This window comes from Acinetobacter oleivorans DR1, assembly GCF_000196795.1.
Classification (GTDB): Bacteria; Pseudomonadota; Gammaproteobacteria; order Pseudomonadales; family Moraxellaceae; genus Acinetobacter; species Acinetobacter oleivorans.
In genome coordinates this window covers 3600637-3619176 of record NC_014259.1, presented here as the reverse complement: position 1 = coordinate 3619176, position 18540 = coordinate 3600637, and the positions used below count along the sequence as shown (strand labels likewise).

17 protein-coding genes are annotated in these 18540 nt (G+C 40.8%); 14 read left to right on the top strand and 3 right to left on the bottom strand.

The features are described from left to right. Window positions 1-10: 10 nt before the first annotated feature. From eda to AOLE_RS17005, 3 genes are all read left to right on the top strand, one after another. Complete coding sequence (gene eda, locus AOLE_RS17015; RefSeq protein WP_005302210.1) at window positions 11-640, top strand: bifunctional 4-hydroxy-2-oxoglutarate aldolase/2-dehydro-3-deoxy-phosphogluconate aldolase; 630 nt, start codon at window positions 11-13, stop codon at window positions 638-640. A gap of 185 nt (window positions 641-825) precedes the next feature. Then, complete coding sequence (locus tag AOLE_RS17010; RefSeq protein WP_004794740.1) at window positions 826-2184, top strand: GntT/GntP/DsdX family permease; 1359 nt, start codon at window positions 826-828, stop codon at window positions 2182-2184. A gap of 17 nt (window positions 2185-2201) precedes the next feature. Further along, entirely contained in the window at window positions 2202-2714 is a 513-nt protein-coding gene (locus AOLE_RS17005; RefSeq protein WP_013198985.1) for a gluconokinase, read from the top strand. Window positions 2715-2789: 75 nt separating this feature from the next. On the opposite strand, the gene AOLE_RS17000 is transcribed toward AOLE_RS17005, so the two are convergent. Next, complete coding sequence (locus AOLE_RS17000) at window positions 2790-4055, bottom strand: glutamate-5-semialdehyde dehydrogenase (protein ID WP_013198984.1); 1266 nt, start codon at window positions 4053-4055, stop codon at window positions 2790-2792. 299 nt (window positions 4056-4354) lie between these two features. On the opposite strand from AOLE_RS17000, the gene AOLE_RS16995 reads away from it, so the two are divergent. After that, entirely contained in the window at window positions 4355-5668 is a 1314-nt protein-coding gene (locus AOLE_RS16995) for an alpha/beta fold hydrolase (protein WP_013198983.1), read from the top strand. A gap of 55 nt (window positions 5669-5723) precedes the next feature. Here AOLE_RS16995 and AOLE_RS16990 read toward each other — a convergent pair whose 3' ends face one another. Beyond that, window positions 5724-6566 (bottom strand): class I SAM-dependent methyltransferase, encoded by an 843-nt coding sequence (locus tag AOLE_RS16990; protein WP_013198982.1) that lies wholly within the window; start codon window positions 6564-6566, stop codon window positions 5724-5726. A gap of 345 nt (window positions 6567-6911) precedes the next feature. Beyond that, complete coding sequence (gene nagZ / locus AOLE_RS16985) at window positions 6912-7931, bottom strand: beta-N-acetylhexosaminidase (RefSeq protein ID WP_013198981.1); 1020 nt, start codon at window positions 7929-7931, stop codon at window positions 6912-6914. Window positions 7932-8123: 192 nt separating this feature from the next. Between nagZ and AOLE_RS16980 the strand changes: the two genes are divergently transcribed. The 10 genes from AOLE_RS16980 (at window position 8124) to hisS (ending at window position 18539) form a co-directional block, all read left to right on the top strand. Beyond that, on the top strand, window positions 8124-10307 hold the full coding sequence (locus AOLE_RS16980; RefSeq protein WP_004794726.1) for a carboxy terminal-processing peptidase: 2184 nt from the start codon (window positions 8124-8126) through the stop codon (window positions 10305-10307). 138 nt (window positions 10308-10445) lie between these two features. Next, window positions 10446-11735, top strand: a complete 1290-nt coding sequence (locus AOLE_RS16975; RefSeq protein WP_081399209.1) for a glycosyltransferase family 4 protein — start codon at window positions 10446-10448, stop codon at window positions 11733-11735. A 24-nt stretch (window positions 11736-11759) separates the two neighbouring features. Beyond that, window positions 11760-12311, top strand: coding sequence for a phosphatase PAP2 family protein (locus AOLE_RS16970; protein WP_013198979.1), 552 nt, complete (start codon window positions 11760-11762; stop codon window positions 12309-12311). Between the two features lie 99 nt (window positions 12312-12410). Then, the gene (gene iscX / locus AOLE_RS16965) at window positions 12411-12611 is read left to right on the top strand and encodes a Fe-S cluster assembly protein IscX (RefSeq protein ID WP_003654869.1); all 201 of its coding nucleotides are present in this window, start codon (window positions 12411-12413) and stop codon (window positions 12609-12611) included. 113 nt (window positions 12612-12724) lie between these two features. Further along, complete coding sequence (ndk, locus tag AOLE_RS16960) at window positions 12725-13156, top strand: nucleoside-diphosphate kinase (protein WP_003654870.1); 432 nt, start codon at window positions 12725-12727, stop codon at window positions 13154-13156. A 123-nt stretch (window positions 13157-13279) separates the two neighbouring features. Then, window positions 13280-14515: a 23S rRNA (adenine(2503)-C(2))-methyltransferase RlmN gene (rlmN, locus tag AOLE_RS16955; protein WP_005302240.1), complete on the top strand. Its 1236-nt coding sequence runs from the start codon at window positions 13280-13282 to the stop codon at window positions 14513-14515. A 15-nt stretch (window positions 14516-14530) separates the two neighbouring features. Continuing rightward, the gene (pilW, locus tag AOLE_RS16950) at window positions 14531-15331 is read left to right on the top strand and encodes a type IV pilus biogenesis/stability protein PilW (RefSeq protein WP_023274324.1); all 801 of its coding nucleotides are present in this window, start codon (window positions 14531-14533) and stop codon (window positions 15329-15331) included. After that, window positions 15322-16113 (top strand): helix-turn-helix domain-containing protein, encoded by a 792-nt coding sequence (locus AOLE_RS16945; RefSeq protein WP_005302244.1) that lies wholly within the window; start codon window positions 15322-15324, stop codon window positions 16111-16113. Before pilW ends, AOLE_RS16945 begins: the two co-directional genes overlap by 10 nt. A 21-nt stretch (window positions 16114-16134) precedes the next feature. Then, complete coding sequence (gene ispG / locus AOLE_RS16940; protein ID WP_004698760.1) at window positions 16135-17250, top strand: flavodoxin-dependent (E)-4-hydroxy-3-methylbut-2-enyl-diphosphate synthase; 1116 nt, start codon at window positions 16135-16137, stop codon at window positions 17248-17250. Beyond that, complete coding sequence (hisS, locus tag AOLE_RS16935; protein WP_013198977.1) at window positions 17247-18539, top strand: histidine--tRNA ligase; 1293 nt, start codon at window positions 17247-17249, stop codon at window positions 18537-18539. Before ispG ends, hisS begins: the two co-directional genes overlap by 4 nt. The last annotated feature ends 1 nt before the right edge of the window (window position 18540 follow it).

Below are 18540 nucleotides of genomic sequence, written 5' to 3'. Positions count from 1 at the left end.
CTGAAAAATAATGATTAAAATTGAAGATATCGTCAAATTAGGCCCAGTCATTCCTGTATTGGCATTTGATTCTGCTGAGCAAGGTGAAGATGTATCACGTGCTTTACATGCTGGTGGTGTAAAAGTCCTTGAAATTACATTGCGTACCGCTGCGGGTCTTGCTGCTATTGAGCGTGCGAGCCAATTGGCGGATGACATTGTGGTAGGTGTGGGAACAATTACTAAGCCAGAACATTGTGCTCAAGCTAAAAAAGCAGGTGCTCAATTTGGTGTTTCTCCTGGTTTGACCAAAGATTTGCATTTGGCTGCACAAGATGCTGGCTTACCTTTACTACCGGGTGTGATGACACCAAGTGACCTGATTCAGGCGATTGAGTTGGGTTATGAGATTGTGAAGTTCTTTCCAGCTCAACAAGCAGGTGGAGTTGAGATGCTAAAAGCATTTTATGGTCCATTTCCAAACTTACGTTTTTGCCCGACTGGCGGAATTACGGCAGAGTCAGCGCCAGATTTCTTAAAACAACCAAACGTAGTGTGTGTAGGTGGTTCATGGTTAACGCCTAAAGCTGCTGTAGCTGCACAAGATTGGGCTGAAATTACTCGCTTAGCGCAAATTGCGAGTCAGTTGAGAGCACTGTAAATGTAGTCAATATTTATAAAAAATGAAGTGCATTCTATGTGCTTTAAGGCTGTATTGAGGTGGCCAGTTTGTGCTGGTCACACCTAAATATAAAAATTTAGTGTCTTAACAGTAGGATTACTGTGGTTGAAGACCTTTGTTTGGGCAGTGTGCCTAAATAGTATTATTCCAAGGAGAAGTATCACATGGAGACCGTTCAGGGTGGCATGTTGCTTATCTACACTGTAATCGCGATTATTGCATTGGTTGTCATGATCGCGAAGTTCAGAATTTATCCATTTCTTGTTCTTATTATTGTTTCACTCGGTTTGGCTTTGGCTGTTGGCATGCCAATGGGCGATATTGTTAAATCATACGAAGCTGGTACTGGTAAAACCTTGGGCCACCTTGCGATTGTAATCGCACTGGGAACAATGCTCGGAAAAATGATGGCCGAGTCGGGTGGTGCTGAGCGAATAGCAATTACCTTAATTAAATGGTTTGGTGAGAAAAATATTCACTGGGCCATGATGTTTATTGCGCTTATTGTTGGTCTTCCCGTATTTTTCGAAGTAGGTTTCGTTCTACTCATTCCAATTGCGTTCAACATTGCTAAGCGAACTGGTAAATCTTTACTGGTTGTTGGCTTGCCAATGGTCGCTGGTTTATCTGTTGTGCATGGCTTAATTCCACCACATCCGGCGGCATTGTTGGCTGTACAAGCCTATCATGCGGATATTGGTAAAACGATTGCGTACAGTTTAATCGTCGGTGTGCCAACAGCAATTGTTGCTGGGCCATTGTATGCACTTTGGATTAATAAGTACGTCAAATTGCCTGAAAATAACCCGTTAGCAAAACAGTTTATTGAAGCAGATACAAATAGAACTCGTGAGTTGCCAAGCTTTGGGATTACCTTATTTACGATTATGCTGCCAGTAGTGTTGATGTTAATCGGAAGTTGGGCAGATCTGTTCTTTGCGCCACAGACTTTCGCAAATGATTTACTACGTTTCATTGGTACTTCTGATATCGCATTGCTTATTGCTGTACTGGTCAGCTTTATTACTTTTGGTACGATGCAAGGCTTTAACCGTGAACAAATTGAAAAATTCTGCGGCGGATGTTTAGCTTCTATTGCCGGAATTATGTTGATTGTTGGTGCAGGTGGTGGTTTTGGTGGCATTTTACGTGACACAGGGATTTCTAATGAGATTGTGTCCACAGCCTTAAAGGCAAATTTGTCGCCATTATTGTTGGGTTGGTTTGTTGCAGCATTGATTCGTTTGGCAACAGGTTCTGCAACGGTAGCTATGGCTACAGCATGTAGTATTGTTGCTCCAATTGCAGCTACGGCTGGTGTCGCTGTTAGGCCAGAACTTTTAGTACTTGCTACAGGCTCAGGCTCATTGGTTTTCTCACATGTAAATGATGCGGGATTTTGGTTAATCAAAGAATATTTTGGTATGACCGTGGGGCAGACACTCAAGACTTGGTCCGTATTGGAAACGATCATTTCAGTATTGGGTTTATCTTTCACGCTACTGCTTAGCACTATTTTATAATTAAAGGTGAGTAATCCATGATTGTGATTGCAATGGGTGTCTGTGGAACAGGTAAAACCCTAATTGGTGAGTTGTTGTCAGAGCGTTTGGCTTGTGAGTTTCTTGACGGTGATACGCTTCATTCGGCTGCAAATAAAAGTAAGATGAGCCAAGGGATTCCTTTAACTGATGATGATCGTCTGCCATGGTTACAGGCGATTCGTCAGGTGATTGAAACCAAACAAAGAGATGGTGAAACAGCTGTATTTACATGTTCATCTTTAAAACGTATGTATCGCGATATTTTGAGAGGGCAAGACCAAAATATTAAGTTTGTGTACCTCAAAGGCTCTTATGAATTATTACAGGAAAGACTTGCAGCAAGATCAGGTCACTTCTTTGATCCATCATTGCTACAAACCCAGCTTGATACATTAGAAGAACCGGATCTTCATGAAGCAATAATGATTGATATTGCTTTGACACCTGAACAGATTGTTGCGCAAGTCATGCAGCAACTTGGTGTAGTTAGTGATGTCTGCCAAGAATAATCATAGAAAATTTTAAATAATAAAAATAAAAACGCCTGATATTGATCAGGCGTTTTTTTTGAAGTGTTAAATCGGTTATTGGCGAATTTGACCGTCACCTAACACAATCCATTTCTGAGAAGTTAAGCCTTCTAAACCAACTGGACCGCGGGCATGAATTTTATCTGTAGAAATACCAATTTCTGCGCCTAAGCCATATTCAAAGCCATCAGCAAAACGAGTTGAAGCATTAATCACAACTGAGCTTGAATCTACGCGAGCCAAGAACTGACGAGCCAACGTGTAGTTTTCAGTCACGATTGCATCGGTGTGATGTGAACCATATTTGTTGATATGGTCAATTGCTTCATCAATGCCACTCACTACCTTAACTGCAAGAATTGGCCCTAGATATTCGGTGTACCAATCTTCTTCTGTCGCTGGTTTTACAGATGCGCCCAAAATACGGCGTGTTTCTGGACAACCGCGAAGCTCAACTTGTTTTTCAGCATATAGTTCAGCAATGCGTGGTAAGAAAACATCTGCAATTTTTTCATCAACGAGCAGAGTTTCCATCGCATTACAAACGCCATAACGATGTGTTTTGGCATTTAAAGTAATTGGTAAAGCTTTTTGCAAATCTGCTTGTGCTTCAACGAATACATGGCAGTTACCATCAAGATGCTTAATGACCGGAATACGCGCTTCGTTAGTTACACGCTCAATTAAGCTTTTGCCACCACGTGGAACGATTACATCTACATATTCAGCCATGGTAATAAGATGACCAACTGCCGCTCGGTCAGACGTGTTAATCACTTGAACTGAATCTTCAGGTAGGCCAGCAACTTTTAAGCCATGCTTAATCGCTTCAGCAATTGCTTTATTTGACTCGAGTGCTTCTGAACCGCCACGTAAAATAATGGCGTTGCCCGATTTAATGGCTAAAGATGCAGCTTCAAGGGTTACGTTTGGACGTGATTCGTAAATCATCCCAACAACGCCTAAAGGCACACGCATTTTTCCAATTTGAATGCCTGTGGGGCGATATGCAAGATCAGTAATTTCCCCAATTGGATCGACAAGTGCAATCACATCTTTTAGCCCTTGCAACATTCCTTTAAAGCGTGCGGGCGTAAGTTCAAGACGATCAAGCAATGCGCTGTCGAGCTGATTGCTACGACCTTTATCCATGTCGATGTGATTCGCTGCCAAAATTGCTGCCTGATTATTTTCTAAAGCAGTATAAATAGCAGAGAGTGCATGGTTTTTTAGTGAGGTAGAAGCACTTGTAAGGACACGAGAGGCCTGACGTGCTTGTTGCCCAACTGTTTGCATATATTGTTCAATTGAATCTTGCATAGCATTTTTTAATCATTTACCAATGAGTAAGATAGTAGCAGTCAAATGCGGAACAATGAATGGCTTTTTTTGAAAAATGTGACCGCCATAAAAAAACATTTAAATATTTTGCAAACTATTAGCGACTTAAACAAGATGAGCGGTCATTTGAGCGATTGCGTATATTTCACACAATTGTTTAGAATGTTATTGTGCAATACAAACTAATACAAATTTTAAAGTTTTGTGCATAAAAGATTACGTGTTCAAGAAGGAACTCTTGCAGCATAAAAAAATTACAGCAAGGAGGAAGCAAGGATATGAATTCCATTATTCAAATGGATTCGGAGATCAACCAAGCTTATGCCGGTTTTGGCTTTTTCGATATCTACCATAGAGATAGTTTTAAACAACCTGCTCGTACCACATGGATTGACGGCTGGAAAATTGAATATATGGCGATTGCCGACCCAAAAACGATTCACAATACGCCAATTGTGATTGTGGGCGGAGCTTTCCAGAATTTTAATTCTTATAAATATTGTGTTGAACAATTGTTTGAAAGTGGTCCGGTCATATTAATTGATTTACCTTCTATGGGCGCAAATCAGCAAATTACCAATCGGGACACCGGAGTATCAGCGGGTACTTTAGAGCTACCTGATTTGTCTAAAATGTTGGGGCGCTGGTTAGATATTGTTGGACTACAAAAAGTTTCTGTGATGGGAATGTCTTTGGGGTCAGTAATCGCCTCTTGTTTTGCTTATTATCGTCCAGAATTAATGGATCGCATGATTTTGATGGGGGTTATGCAAAAGACCCGAAAAAGTTGGCGAATGATTTTGGAAGAGTCGCTTAAGCTCATGCAAGAAAACCGCATGGAAGAGTTTGGGCAAGCTGTAATTTTATATTTAGTTAATCATGCAAAATTAGATAAAACCCGTATGTCACCAACAGCCAAAAAATTATTTTTTAGGCAAATGGCTGAGTTTACGGGTACAGAGCGAGAACGTTATGAAATTAACTGTAATCGTCTTTTGCGGTTAACTGATGTACCCATTCCAGAGTGTAAAACGCTAGTTGCAGCAGGGCAGTACGATAGTTTTACTCTGCCTCATGAAAATGCAAACTTTGCTTTGCAATGCCCAGATATGGAATTTGCACTTATTGCAAACGCAGATCATGTACCTCAATTGCAGCGCCGTAAAGAAACCATGAGTTTGTTCACTTCATTTTTAAAAGGTGAATCTATCCAAAATTTGGATGGCATTATTCCTATGACACGTGAACAAATGCAAAAAATGGAACGCCGTGGTGAAGAGCGAGTTCGGGTTTTGCAACCAAAAACTCAACTTACTCACCGAGAGTCTGATGTGCAGGTTTCTGTAACGATCGTTGATGTCACTTTCTTCGGTATGTATTTAAAAATGGATGATGTTTCGCAGCTTGATTTTGTGAATGACCATCCACGTGATTTAGCACTACATTTAAAAGATGAAGAAGGTAGCTTTGCAATTGAGTGCTTAATTTTTGAAAGTACAGAGCAGGGGATTCGAGCTTTATTTAAACATGGTAGTTTCGAACTTGCTGATCGTTTAAGCCGTTTTATTGCTCGTCAAAAACAAGCAGTTTAATAATATAGTTATAGATGGAAGCTCGTTTATTTCGAGCTTCCATTTTTTATATTGGTTATTTTATTTGCGCGTGAATAGTCCAGACCAAGTCACCTAAATGTTGCTCATGATTATCTTGAGAAACTTGTCCAAAGAAAATTTGTGGTTGTTCCACGCTAACTTGATCGAACTCTGTATCTTTAAAAAAGTCTTCAACTTCTTTGGGACTTTTGAAGTGAAAACTAAACGAGCTTCGAGACATTAATTTCAATAACTTACTGCTATTCCAGATAATACTGGCAAGTTTGTTTTTAACTGGTTCAGGGTAGAGGTCAGTTAAATAATGGAACTTTTTAAAAGAAGTGCCATAGTGAGCAATTGATTGAATCAGCTGTTTTAATAAATTTTTATCAAAATAATTAATTAAACCTTCACTAATCACAACCAATGGGCGGTTCGGGTCAAATACTTCAAATGCTTGTGCAAAAGCTTCTGTAAATAAATCAACTGATAAAACTTCAGGTGCATTTTTTTCAATTTGCTGTAACGCATTTTGTTTGGTTTGTGCCATATCGGGTAAATCAAGCTCCCGATAGGTAATCGAAGGGTAATGCTGTCTAAACCACCAGCCACGTGGAGACAGGCCACATGCTATTTCTAGAACTTGTAAATCAGGACTTTCTTGAATGAGTTGTTCTAAGTGATGATCAAGCATGGTATGGCGTTGTTTGAGCGTCGTGCGCATGCTGCCGCCCACATATTTCTCTGCCCAAGACTCTATCGGATGAACCAAATATGCTAATGATTTGCCTTTGGCTGTAGCAAGTGCTTCATGAGAGATCCCCATTTGATACCAGATATAGCCTGTATAATGGGCTGTAAAAGAGATATGGCGGTGTTTTGAAAGTTGTTGTGTCATTCGTCCTGAGCTCGATTTATTGTTTTTCTGTGATCTTCATTGCCTAAGCACTATAAGATCTTGAATTGAAATTACGTCATTTAAGTTGATTAATACATCACGACGGAGTTTTACTATTTTAAATGTTTCATATCGGGATTAACCTTCGGTTCGACCTACTTTTGTTTTGGCAAAAGTAGGCAAAACCTGAGGTATGAATAGCAAAGATTAATTATCTTTGCCGTACCGTAAAACGAAAGCTATGCTTTAGTAAATGCTACGCACTTCGTTTGTCTTGCGCAATGCGAAAGCGCTAACGCTTTTGCATTGCTCAGGTTGCAGATGACGCTCCTACGTATTCATAATTTAGATCGAATTTTTAAACTCTTCAATGGCTGTTTTGACAGCTTGCCACTCGTCGCCAAGCGATAAGGTTTCACCAATCTGAATTTGTGGAATTTGACCACGCATTCGTTCAAGGCGTTCTTGGTTTGGTAGCTCTAGGTTTGCAATACCTTCGAGAGCTGTACATGCTGCACTACGGTCGTTACACACAAGTCCCATATCACAACCAGCAGTTAAAGCAGCTTGAATACGTGCATCTGCGCCACCTGCTACACATGCAGCTTGCATGCTTAAGTCATCAGAGAAAAGTACACCATCAAACTTCAAACGGTTGCGTAGAACTTCTTGAATCCAGAACGGTGAAAAACCTGCTGGATTTGGATCGATCTGATCATAAATCACATGTGCAGGCATGAGCGCATCAAGCTGAGGCATAAGCTTAATGAAGCTTTGCATGTCATGGTTGTAAATTTCGTCATAGCTACGGCTATCGATTGCAGCTGCAACATGAGAGTCGGCTTTTACGGAACCGTGACCGGGAAAGTGTTTGCCCGTGTTTGCCATTCCAGCTTTTTTCATGCCTTGCATAAACGCGCCTGCAAGTGGGGCAATATCCTCAATATTTTTAGAGAAACCACGGTCACCGATCACATCACTAATTGCATTGAGGTCTAAAACAGGCGCAAAACTAAAATCGATACCTACAGCCAAGACTTCAGTTGCCATGAGCCAGCCGCACTGTTCAGCTAGTTCAAGTGCTTTTTGAGGTTGAGTAATATAGAGGTCACCAAAACGACCCATGGCCGGTAATAAGGTAAAACCTGATCTTAGGCGCTGAACTCGCCCACCTTCTTGGTCGACAGCAATTAAAATATCTGGACGAATTTGACGCATGTGGTCCGTTAAGGCACGGACTTGTTGTGGAGATTCAATATTTCGTGCAAATAAAATCATGCCACCGACTTGCGGAGCGCGTAATAGTTCAATATCTTCTTGAGTAAGTTCTGTGCCGGCGATGTCCAGCATCAATGCGCCAATCATATTGGTTCCATTTGAATTTTGATTGAAAAACAATAAGCGAATTTTGCAATGTTTTGCTACATTTTGTCAGTACAGAATATGATAAAACTACACGGTATAAACAATTTAGTTGGTTAAGATTTTGAATCTGCTTAGTTCATATCGAAAACAGAGCGTGTAAGATAGGAACACCCAAGGAAGTATTAAAAATTTATGAAACTTCAAACTATAGCTTGTGCAGTAGCGATCGCGACTGGCGGTTTATTCTTCACTCATACGATGAATGAAGCGAGAGCAGCAACCAATACTGCTGTGGTTTCTCAATCGATCCAGCCAACGCAAGAACAGGCTTTGGTGGCTCGCCAACTGGCAACTTTAGTTGATCGCCAACATTATTTGAATATGCGTCTGGATGCGACGACATCAAATCGTATTCTTGATATGTATTTAGATAGTCTTGATCCGGATCACTCTCTATTTTTAGACGCTGAAGTTCAAAATTATAAAAAACTATATGGTTCAAATTTTGGTGCTTCTTTAAAAGCGGGGAATTTGACTGGACCGTTTGCCATTCACCAGCAATATCGCGAACGCTTAAAACAATTTTATGAGTTCATGTTGGCCGAGCTGAAACAGCAGCAAAATTTAAAACAGCCAAATAGCTATATTGAAGTTGATCGTGAAAAAGCGCCGTATTTTAAAACGTCTGCTGAGCAACAAAATCACTGGCGTAAAATGTTGGTTTCACAGTTAATCAATTTAACGATTAGCCGTGAAGAAGAGCAAGCGAAACAAAAAGCGCTTAAAGAAAATCCTTCACTTGCTGATGGTCAAGATTTAACTGGCCCAGAAGATTTAACACCAGCTCAGACCTTAACTAAACGTTATACGCGTCAACTTGAAAGAATTAGTCGTGTGAAAAGCGATGATGTGTTGGACAAAACATTGAACGCCATGTTGGCGACTTATGATCCACACAGTAACTATTACCCGCCAATCGATGCGATAGAATTGAATCGCCAAACCACCTTGCAGCTTGAAGGTATTGGTGTGTCGATTCGTCCAGAGCGTGGCAATGAAGATTACACCAAGATTGAAACCATTGTAGAAGGTGGTCCTGCAAGTAAGTCTGGTCAAGTGAAATCAGGAGATCGAATCGTTGGTGTCGCCCAAGAAGGCGAGAAAATGATTGATGTGGTTGGTTGGACAAGTTCTGAAATTGTTGGACTCATTCGTGGTAAGCGCGGAACTAAAGTTACGTTAAAACTTCTTGGTGCTGGCGCATCAATGAGTCAAGCACGTAATGTGACCTTAGTGCGTGATGTGATTCAAGAAGAAGATGCTGGTGTTCGTTCACGTACAGTTGAAGTGACACGTGATGGTAAAAAGCATGTGTTGGGCGTAATTGAAATTCCATCATTCTATTTTGACTATCGTTCACGTCGTGCGGGTCAACAATACCGTTCAGTTTCTGAAGATACTGCCAATGCTTTTGAAGCGTTAAAAGCGAAGAAAGTAGAAGGTATTATTATCGACTTGCGTAATGACCCAGGTGGTTCATTAGAAGAAGTTGCACGTATGCTGGGTCAAGTGATTAAGTCAGGTCCAGTGGTTCAAATTCGTGATGGCAATGGCAACGTAAGTGTTTTTGAAGACAACGATGGTGGTCAGCAAGTTTACACAGGTCCACTCGCTGTAATGGTGAACTTGGCATCGGCATCTGCAAGTGAGATTTACTCTGCTGCAATCCAAGACTATGAGCGCGGTATTATTATTGGTAGTACAACGACTGGTAAGGGTACAGCTCAGGTGCAACTTGATACTCTGGCATACGGTCAAGCGACTTTAACTCAGCGTAAGTTCTACCGTATTACAGGTGGTAGTACGCAAAATAAAGGTGTAGTGCCAGACATTAAACTCGTCGATATCTATAACGAAGAGTTTGGTGAGCGTAAATCGAAGAATGCGTTGAAGTGGGACACAATTCCTACAGCGCCATTTAAACGTGAAGGCTCTGTGCAACCTTATGTGGCCAAGTTGTCTCAATTCTCTGAACAACGTGTTGCTAATGATGCCCAGTTTAAATATCTAAATAAACGTACCGCGATTGCCAAAGTTACGAGTGATCAGAAACAAGTGGTGCTTGATATTGATAAACGCCGTGCAGAATTACTTGGTTTAGAGAAACAAACTTTAGATGCAGAAAATGAACGCCGTGCTGCAACTGGTCAAAAGCCTTTTGCAAACTGGGAAAGTTATCAAGCTTCATTAGATGCTCTAGCTGAATCTCGCGCTAAAATGAAAGCATCGCAACGTCCAGCGTTACCAGAGGAAGAAACTTTTGTGACTGAAGCTGCAAATGTACTCATGGACTATGCAAAATTGCAAAATCGCTAAGTATTACTAGGTCTTAATAGAAAAGCATGCTGTTATCAGTGTGCTTTTTTTATTTTTCATGTCAGTAAACTGTCACGCATTTATCATCAAAATGTCAAAAAAACTGCTTAATCTTTAAGCATGAAAATAAATACACTGATGGATGGCGCTATGCAAAGCTCATACGCGACAGCACTATTAAAACAACAGCAACTTCCTGAAAGCTTCCAATTCTTTTTTAAACAAAAGCAGCAGCTATCTAATACGCACTCATTGCATGATTTGGTGCGCCCACGTTTAAAAATTGCGATTGTAACGGAAACTTGGCCACCTGAAATTAATGGTGTGGCACTTTCATTATTACAACTATGCCAAGGTTTACAAAAACAGGGGCATAAGATTTTACTGATTCGTCCAGAGCAAAAAGCAAAATGCCATGACTTTACGCCAGAGCAAGAATGTCTGGTGATGTCGCAGGCGATTCCCAAATATCCGACTTTGCAATTTGGTTGGCCACAATATTTAAAAGTATCGAAAGCTTTTGAAAAGTTTGTACCTGATGTGGTTCATATTGTGACCGAAGGACCGTTAGGTTTAACTGCCATGCAAGCTGCTAAGGCAAAAGCTATTCCGGTTTCTAGTGGCTTTCATTCGCCATTTCAAGATTTTAGTCGATTCTTCGATTTGGCTTTTTTGGTTAAACCGATTCAAAAATACCTGTGCTGGTTTCACAACAATACTCAAGTAACTTGTGTGCCAAGTAAAGATACACAAGAAGCATTACGCGGTTTTGGCATTACTTGCCCGCTGGTTGTTGTTGGACGCGGCGTAGACACAGCGAGATTTACACCAAAGCATCGCTCTGAAAATTTGCGAAAGCAATGGGATGCCGATGAGAATACTCGCGTTATGCTTTATGTGGGGCGTTTGTCGCCAGAAAAAGAAGTGCAAGTGCTCATTGATAGTTATGCCAACTTACAAACTGTTCAGCCCCACAAAACGAAATTGGTTATTGTGGGAGATGGCCCGGATTTTGCTCGTTTAAAGTCATTACCTGAAGCGAAGGGTGTTATCTTTACCGGAAGTCTGAGAGGTCAAGATTTGGCTGCTGCATATGCAAGTGCAGACGTATTCGTATTTGCGAGTCAAGTTGAAACGTTTGGTAACGTAGTTTTAGAGGCAATGGCAAGCGGTTTACCAGTTATAGCGTATGATTATGCATGTGCACATCAATACTTAACCCATGGTGTGAATGGCTGGTTAAGCCCACTTGGACAAAAAAGCCACTTTATACAACAAATTTATCAGCTTCCTTCAGTACAACAACTTAGAGAAATGGGCGTGCAAGCCTGTCATAAAGTACAGCAAAGCGGTTGGCAACTTCCGGTTCAGCAATTGGAGCAGGCATTTTATCAGGTAGTGAAGGAGCCCTCGGTGGACTTCACCTAAGTATCCTAAAATAGGAGAATGACCATGAAATTTAAGAATGCAAAAATAAAAATACTCGATTTAGATTTAAGAGGCTGTTTATATCTTAACAATTTCTCTCACTCACAGCGTGTTGCCCTTTTCTTCAAAATCATCAGTCGTGTGGGTGACGGTCCATTTTGGTATCTAATGCTGGCAATCGTGTGGGGGATGCAAGGCATCACCTATAGCCTACAAATCATCTACTTGTTATTAGGTGGTTCTATTGGCACGGCAATCTATAAATTTTTAAAACATAAGACAACACGGCCTCGTCCTTATCAAGTGCATCAGGTGATTGTGCTCGGTGAGAGACCACTTGATCATTTTAGCTTTCCATCGGGTCATACACTTCATGCAGTGATGGTGACAATTGTGTTGGGTTATATCCAGCCCGCTTTGCTTGCGGCGATGTTTCCTTTCATGGTGCTTGTAGCCTTGTCTCGTATGGTGCTTGGTCTTCATTACCCAAGTGATGTGATTGTCGGTGCACTTATTGGCGCGGCGGTCGCGGGTATGATTATCTTTATGGCTCCACTATTGAATATCGCTTTATAAGTATCGGTAATTTTTATCAGCTTAAGCTATCGATTAGGTTTGTGGATTTGCTAAAGTACACAGTTCGTGATTTAGCAGATTAAACAGATAGGAGCCGCTATGGGCTTACGTTGGACAGATACGATTGATATTGCCATTGAATTGTCAGAAGCACATCCAGAAGTTGATCCGCAATGGATTCGTTTTACCGATTTACATGCATGGGTGTGCGCATTACCAGACTTCAATGATGACCCAAATAAATCGACAGAAGGATTGCTAGAAGGGATTCAAATGGCCTGGATAGACGAAGTTCGCTAAAAACAGTAGAAAAAATCGCAACTTTTACACATTCAAAGCTGATTATTGCCTATGACATCGGTATAATGCGGCAAATTTTTCAATGTTTAAATTTTAAAATAAAGGAGCCACTCATGGCTATTGAACGTACTTTGTCTATCGTAAAACCTGATGCAGTTTCTAAAAACCACATCGGTGATATTTTTGCTCGTTTTGAAAAAGCGGGTTTAAAAATTGTTGCGACTAAAATGAAACACCTTTCTCAAGCTGATGCTGAAGGTTTCTATGCTGAGCATAAAGAACGTGGTTTCTTTGGTGACTTAGTTGCATTCATGACTTCTGGTCCAGTTGTAGTATCTGTTCTTGAAGGCGAAAATGCAGTTCTTGCACACCGTGAAATCTTAGGTGCTACAAACCCTAAAGAAGCTGCTCCTGGCACTATTCGTGCTGACTTTGCTGTAAGCATCGACGAAAATGCTGCTCACGGTTCTGACTCAGTTGCTTCTGCAGAGCGTGAAATTGCTTACTTCTTTGCTGACAACGAGATCTGCCCACGCACTCGTTAATCGAAAGCATTCAAACCAGATAAGTGGTATACTACTTATCTGGTTTTTTTATTCTCTCAAGAGAATATTGTTTGATTCTTGAACAATATCTTCAGTTTTTTGACATGGTTTAGGTAAATACACATGAGTTCTGCAGAGGTCGTTTCATCTGAAAATCTTGATGGACAGCAGCAATCTTCGTCCAAGCTGGTAATTCCTGCTGCCGAAAATAAAGTGAATTTACTCGGCATGTCTCGTACTGAATTAGAAAAATTCTTTGAAGATATTGGCGAGAAAAAGTTTCGTGCCGGTCAGGTCATGAAATGGATACATCAATACTTCATTACTGATTTTGCTGAAATGACCAATATTTCAGGGAAATTGCGCGCGAAGCTTGAACAGATTTGTGAAATCAAAGCTCCTGAAGTGGTTCACCGTCATTATTCAAAAGATGGTACACGTAAGTGGGTTTTTCGTGTGGGTGATGGTGCAGGTTCTTTAGTTGAAACTGTATTAATTCCTGCCGAAGATAAAACAGGCTTGCGCAAGACTTTGTGTATTTCGTCACAAGTCGGTTGTGCATTAGACTGCTCATTTTGTTCAACAGGCAAACAAGGTTTCCAACGTGATTTAACGCCAGATGAAATCATTGGACAACTTTGGATGGCAAACTATTCTTATATGGAAGAAGTGCCAGTTGCCGAGCGTGAGCGTTCAGTGACCAATGTTGTGATGATGGGGATGGGTGAACCATTGCTCAATTATGATGCCGTATTAAGCTCAATGCAGATCATGCTTGATGACTTTGCTTATGGCATGTCTAAGCGTCGTGTGACTTTATCAACATCAGGTGTTGTACCTAAAATTGATCAACTTGCAAAAGACATTGATGTTGCTTTAGCAATTTCTTTACATGCACCAAACGATGAATTACGTAATGAACTAGTGCCAATTAATAAAAAATATCCATTGGCTCAGTTGATTGCAGCATGTCAGCGTTATATTGCTAAAGATGGTAATGAAAGTACGCGTAAACATGTGACTATTGAATATGTGATGTTAGAGGGTGTAAATGATCAGCCTGAACATGCACAGCAAATGATTAAATTATTAAAAAACTTACCAAGTAAAATTAATTTAATTCCATTTAACCCGTTCCCGCATGCACCATATGGTCGCTCGAGCCGAAATCGAATTATCTCGTTCCAAAAAACTTTGTCTGATGCTGGATTTGTGTGTACGATTCGTCAAACACGTGGTGATGATATTGATGCTGCATGTGGACAGTTAGTCGGTCAAGTCGCCGATAGAACTCGTCGTGCTGAACAGTGGCAGAAAAAAGTCACACAGCGTCAAGAGATTTTGCGTACACAGGGATAAAATTGAGGGCAGGCTTTGAGTACTCCAAAGTTAAAAACGGTATTATGTATGGGGGTTGCAGTTGCATTTCTGGTAAGTGGTTGCCAGACAACGCATGTGCAAAAGAAAGACCCAGAAAAAGCGGTAAAAGTGCGTACACAACTTGCTGCTGAACATATCCGTTCGGGTGACTTGGATTCGGCAAAGCGAGCTCTTGATCAAGCTTTAAGTGTAGATAGCCGCGATGCAACGGCAAATATGATGATGGGCATTTTACTACAGCAAGAAGGTAGTAAGCCGAACTTAGAAAAAGCAGAACATTACTTTAAACGAGCAATTTCATCTGAACTGGATAATGCTCAAGCACATAATAACTATGGTACGTACTTGTACCAAATGGAACGCTATAATGATGCGATCGAGCAATTTCGTATTGCTGGTACAACATTAGGTTATGACCAACGCTATCAGGCGTTGGAAAATCTAGGGCGTATTTATTTAAAATTGGGTGATGTTACGAATGCTGAAAAAACATTCAAACAAGCACTCCTTGCTAACCGCGATTCTTATATTTCAATGTTAGAGTTAGCGGAAATTTTTTATTTGCAGCAGCAGATTCCGGCTGCTACACAAATGTATGAACAATACGTTCGTACAGTGGGGCAGAAAAATCAGGGTGCAAGAGCACTTTGGATTGGTGTAAGAGTGGCTCGAGCCAATGCGGATAAAATGGGAATGCAAGTGTTAGTAAACCAGTTACGTGCTTTGTTCCCGGAAAGTCCAGAATATCAACGTTATTTGCAATTACAGTATAGTACTGAGGCCGTATGGAAATAAATCCTAATTCACAGCAGCCAACTGGCTCAAGCTTACCGACTTCTGCTTTAGGAAATATTCAACGTCCTGGTGAGTATTTACGTCAAATTCGAGTTGCTCAGAATAAAGAGTTAGGGCAAGTTTCTTCAGATTTAAACATGCCGGTTAAGACTCTAACTGCTTTAGAGCAAGATGATTACAAGTCATTGCCAGAAGCGACTTTTATTAAGGGTTATTACCGTTCATATGCAAAATATTTAAATACAGATGCGACGGCAATTATTCAGCGCTTTGATGAAATTTATGCAAATGATACTGGGCTTTTACCAAACCATGCCTTAAACAACTCACCGATTAAAATCATGGGTAAACTCCCTGGTTCTAATAGTGACCGTAATAAGAAATGGTTGAAGCGTGCACTTCTTGCAATCGTGGTTATTGCTGTTGTGTCATTAATTGTCATGGGTATTCAAAAATGGACTTCTAAGAAAGAAGATGCGGATTTACCTAAAGTAAATCAGTCTAGTGTTGAAGTTTTGCCTATGAAAGGAAATGCCACCTCAACAGTGGGTGATCAATTGGTGCTAAACTTTAACCGTCCAACGTCTGTTCATATTGTTGATGCAACAGGTAAAGTTTTGGCGACAGGCCGTCAGTCATCAACTTTAAACTTAAATGGCGAGTCTCCATTTCAGATTCGTCTTGATGATGCAACTGCGGTGTCATTAAGTTTAAACCAAGAACAGATTTCATTGTCTCCATATACGGTAAACGGTAAAGCTGAATTCCGTTTATCCCGCTAATACCATGAGTTGAGCGATACAATGATAGAGAACCCAATTAAACGTCGACCAACACGCAAAATTCGTGTTGGGTCGGTGTATGTCGGTGGCGATGCACCTATTAGTGTGCAAAGTATGACAAACACTGAAACTTGCGATGTTGATGCAACCGTTGCTCAGATTGAGCGTTGCGTTGATGCAGGTGCTGATATTATGCGTGTTTCGGTCCCATCTATGGAGGCTGCTGAGGCATTTGGCGCAATTCGTAAGCGCGTTTCAGTACCATTAGTTGCCGATATTCATTTTGACCATAGAATTGCCTTAGCAGTTGCAGATTATGGTGCAGACTGTTTGCGTATTAATCCGGGTAATATCGGGTCAGACCAGAAAGTTCGTGAGGTCGTTGCTGCGGCACGTCATCATGGTATTTCAATGCGTATTGGTGTGAATGCAGGTTCTCTAGAAAAAGATTTACAGAAAAAATATGGCGAGCCTACAGGGCAAGCACTTCTTGAATCAGCTTTACGTCACATTGATATTTTAGACCGCCTTGATTTCCATGAGTTTAAAGTTAGCGTAAAAGCCTCAAATGTGTTTTTAACCATGGATGCTTATCGCTTGCTTTCTCAGCAAATTGATAATCCATTACACCTTGGTGTTACCGAAGCGGGTATTTACCGTACGGGTACTGTGAAATCAGCGATTGCCCTTGGCGGATTATTGATGGAAGGCATTGGCGATACAATGCGTATTTCGCTTGCTGCCGAACCGGAAGATGAAATCAAGATTGGTTTTGATATCTTAAAATCGCTTGGTCTACGCTCTAACGGGATTAACTTTATTGCTTGTCCGAGTTGTTCTCGCCAAGAGTTTAATGTTATTCAAGTGATGCAAGCTTTGGAAGAACGTTTAGAAGATATTCGTACTCCAATGGATGTGTCAGTGATTGGTTGTAAGGTAAATGGCCCGGGTGAAGCAAAAGAAGCTGATATCGGAGTTGTTGGGGCTGCGCCTCGCTCATTGGTTTATCGTAATGGTGAGAAAAGCCATTTAATCGATACCGATCAATTGGTTGATGAAATCGAAACAATGGTTCGTCAACGTGTCCAAGAGCTTGAAGAAGCTAAATCTAAAGAAATTATTCGTAGTTCATCATGAGTTCAATTGTCGCAATCAAAGGTTTTAATGACGTCTTACCAACGCAAACAGTAGCGTGGAGACGTCTTGAGCAACATTTAGCATCGTTAATGGATGCTTATGGTTATCAACAAATTCGTTTACCAATCGTTGAACAAACGGGCTTGTTTAAACGTGCTATTGGTGATGCCACTGATATTGTTGAAAAAGAAATGTATACCTTTTTCGATAAAGGCAACCCACCAGAGTCATTAACTTTACGTCCAGAAGGTACAGCTGGTTGTGTTCGTGCCTTGGTTGAACATAATTTGTTGCGTGGCGCTACACCACGTGTGTGGTATATGGGACCTATGTTCCGTTATGAAAAACCACAAAAAGGGCGTTACCGTCAGTTCCACCAGTTTGGTGTAGAAACTTTTGGCGTTGCGACTCCTGACATTGATGCTGAATTGATTATGTTGACAGCTCGCTTATGGAAACGTATGGGCGTTGCTGATAAGGTTCAGCTTGAGTTGAATACTTTAGGCGAAACTGATGAGCGTACAGAGTATCGCAATGCATTAGTTGCTTTTTTAAATGAGCATAAAGATGCGTTGGATGAAGATTCTCAGCGTCGCCTAACAACAAATCCATTACGCATTTTAGATTCTAAAATTGAATCTACCCAGAAAATTCTGGAAAATGCGCCGAAATTGCATGATTTCTTAAAAGAAGATAGTTTGGATCATTTTAAGCAGTTACAAGATTATTTGACTGCTGCTGGCATCCAGTTTGTAATTAACCAGAAGTTGGTACGTGGTCTGGACTATTACAACAAGACTGTTTTTGAATGGACGACTACAGCACTCGGTTCGCAAGGCACAGTATGTGCTGGTGGACGCTACGACGGTTTAGTTGGTCAATTAAAAGGTAAGCCAGATCAATCTGTACCAGCTGTTGGTTTTGCGATGGGTATGGAGCGTTTATTGCTTCTGCTTGAGCAAGTTGAACAAGCTGAAGTTATTCGCGATTGTGAAGTCTTTTTGGTTGCAGAACCTGCTTATCAAACAAATGCTTTGATTTTAGCGGAACAATTACGTGACCAGTTAGAAGCTGCAAATAGCAGTATTCGAATCAAAACAGGTTCACAAGGCAGCATGAAAAGCCAGATGAAAAAAGCTGATCAGGCTGGAGCAATCTTTGCTTTGATTTTAGGGGAACGAGAGTGGGAAGCGCAGCAGTTTGCTATTAAAGAGTTAGCAACAGCTGAACAGTCACAAGTCGCAATTGCTGACCTCGTACCATTTTTAATCCAAAAATTTACAAAATAAA

Coding starts and splice junctions, on each gene's coding strand:
- eda (WP_005302210.1), top strand. CDS start 11: ATGATTAAAATTGAAGATATCGTCAAATTAGGCCCAGTCATTCCTGTA.
- AOLE_RS17010 (WP_004794740.1), top strand. CDS start 826: ATGGAGACCGTTCAGGGTGGCATGTTGCTTATCTACACTGTAATCGCG.
- AOLE_RS17005 (WP_013198985.1), top strand. CDS start 2,202: ATGATTGTGATTGCAATGGGTGTCTGTGGAACAGGTAAAACCCTAATT.
- AOLE_RS17000 (WP_013198984.1), bottom strand. CDS start 4,055: ATGCAAGATTCAATTGAACAATATATGCAAACAGTTGGGCAACAAGCA.
- AOLE_RS16995 (WP_013198983.1), top strand. CDS start 4,355: ATGAATTCCATTATTCAAATGGATTCGGAGATCAACCAAGCTTATGCC.
- AOLE_RS16990 (WP_013198982.1), bottom strand. CDS start 6,566: ATGACACAACAACTTTCAAAACACCGCCATATCTCTTTTACAGCCCAT.
- nagZ (WP_013198981.1), bottom strand. CDS start 7,931: ATGATTGGCGCATTGATGCTGGACATCGCCGGCACAGAACTTACTCAA.
- AOLE_RS16980 (WP_004794726.1), top strand. CDS start 8,124: ATGAAACTTCAAACTATAGCTTGTGCAGTAGCGATCGCGACTGGCGGT.
- AOLE_RS16975 (WP_081399209.1), top strand. CDS start 10,446: ATGGATGGCGCTATGCAAAGCTCATACGCGACAGCACTATTAAAACAA.
- AOLE_RS16970 (WP_013198979.1), top strand. CDS start 11,760: ATGAAATTTAAGAATGCAAAAATAAAAATACTCGATTTAGATTTAAGA.
- iscX (WP_003654869.1), top strand. CDS start 12,411: ATGGGCTTACGTTGGACAGATACGATTGATATTGCCATTGAATTGTCA.
- ndk (WP_003654870.1), top strand. CDS start 12,725: ATGGCTATTGAACGTACTTTGTCTATCGTAAAACCTGATGCAGTTTCT.
- rlmN (WP_005302240.1), top strand. CDS start 13,280: ATGAGTTCTGCAGAGGTCGTTTCATCTGAAAATCTTGATGGACAGCAG.
- AOLE_RS16945 (WP_005302244.1), top strand. CDS start 15,322: ATGGAAATAAATCCTAATTCACAGCAGCCAACTGGCTCAAGCTTACCG.
- ispG (WP_004698760.1), top strand. CDS start 16,135: ATGATAGAGAACCCAATTAAACGTCGACCAACACGCAAAATTCGTGTT.
- hisS (WP_013198977.1), top strand. CDS start 17,247: ATGAGTTCAATTGTCGCAATCAAAGGTTTTAATGACGTCTTACCAACG.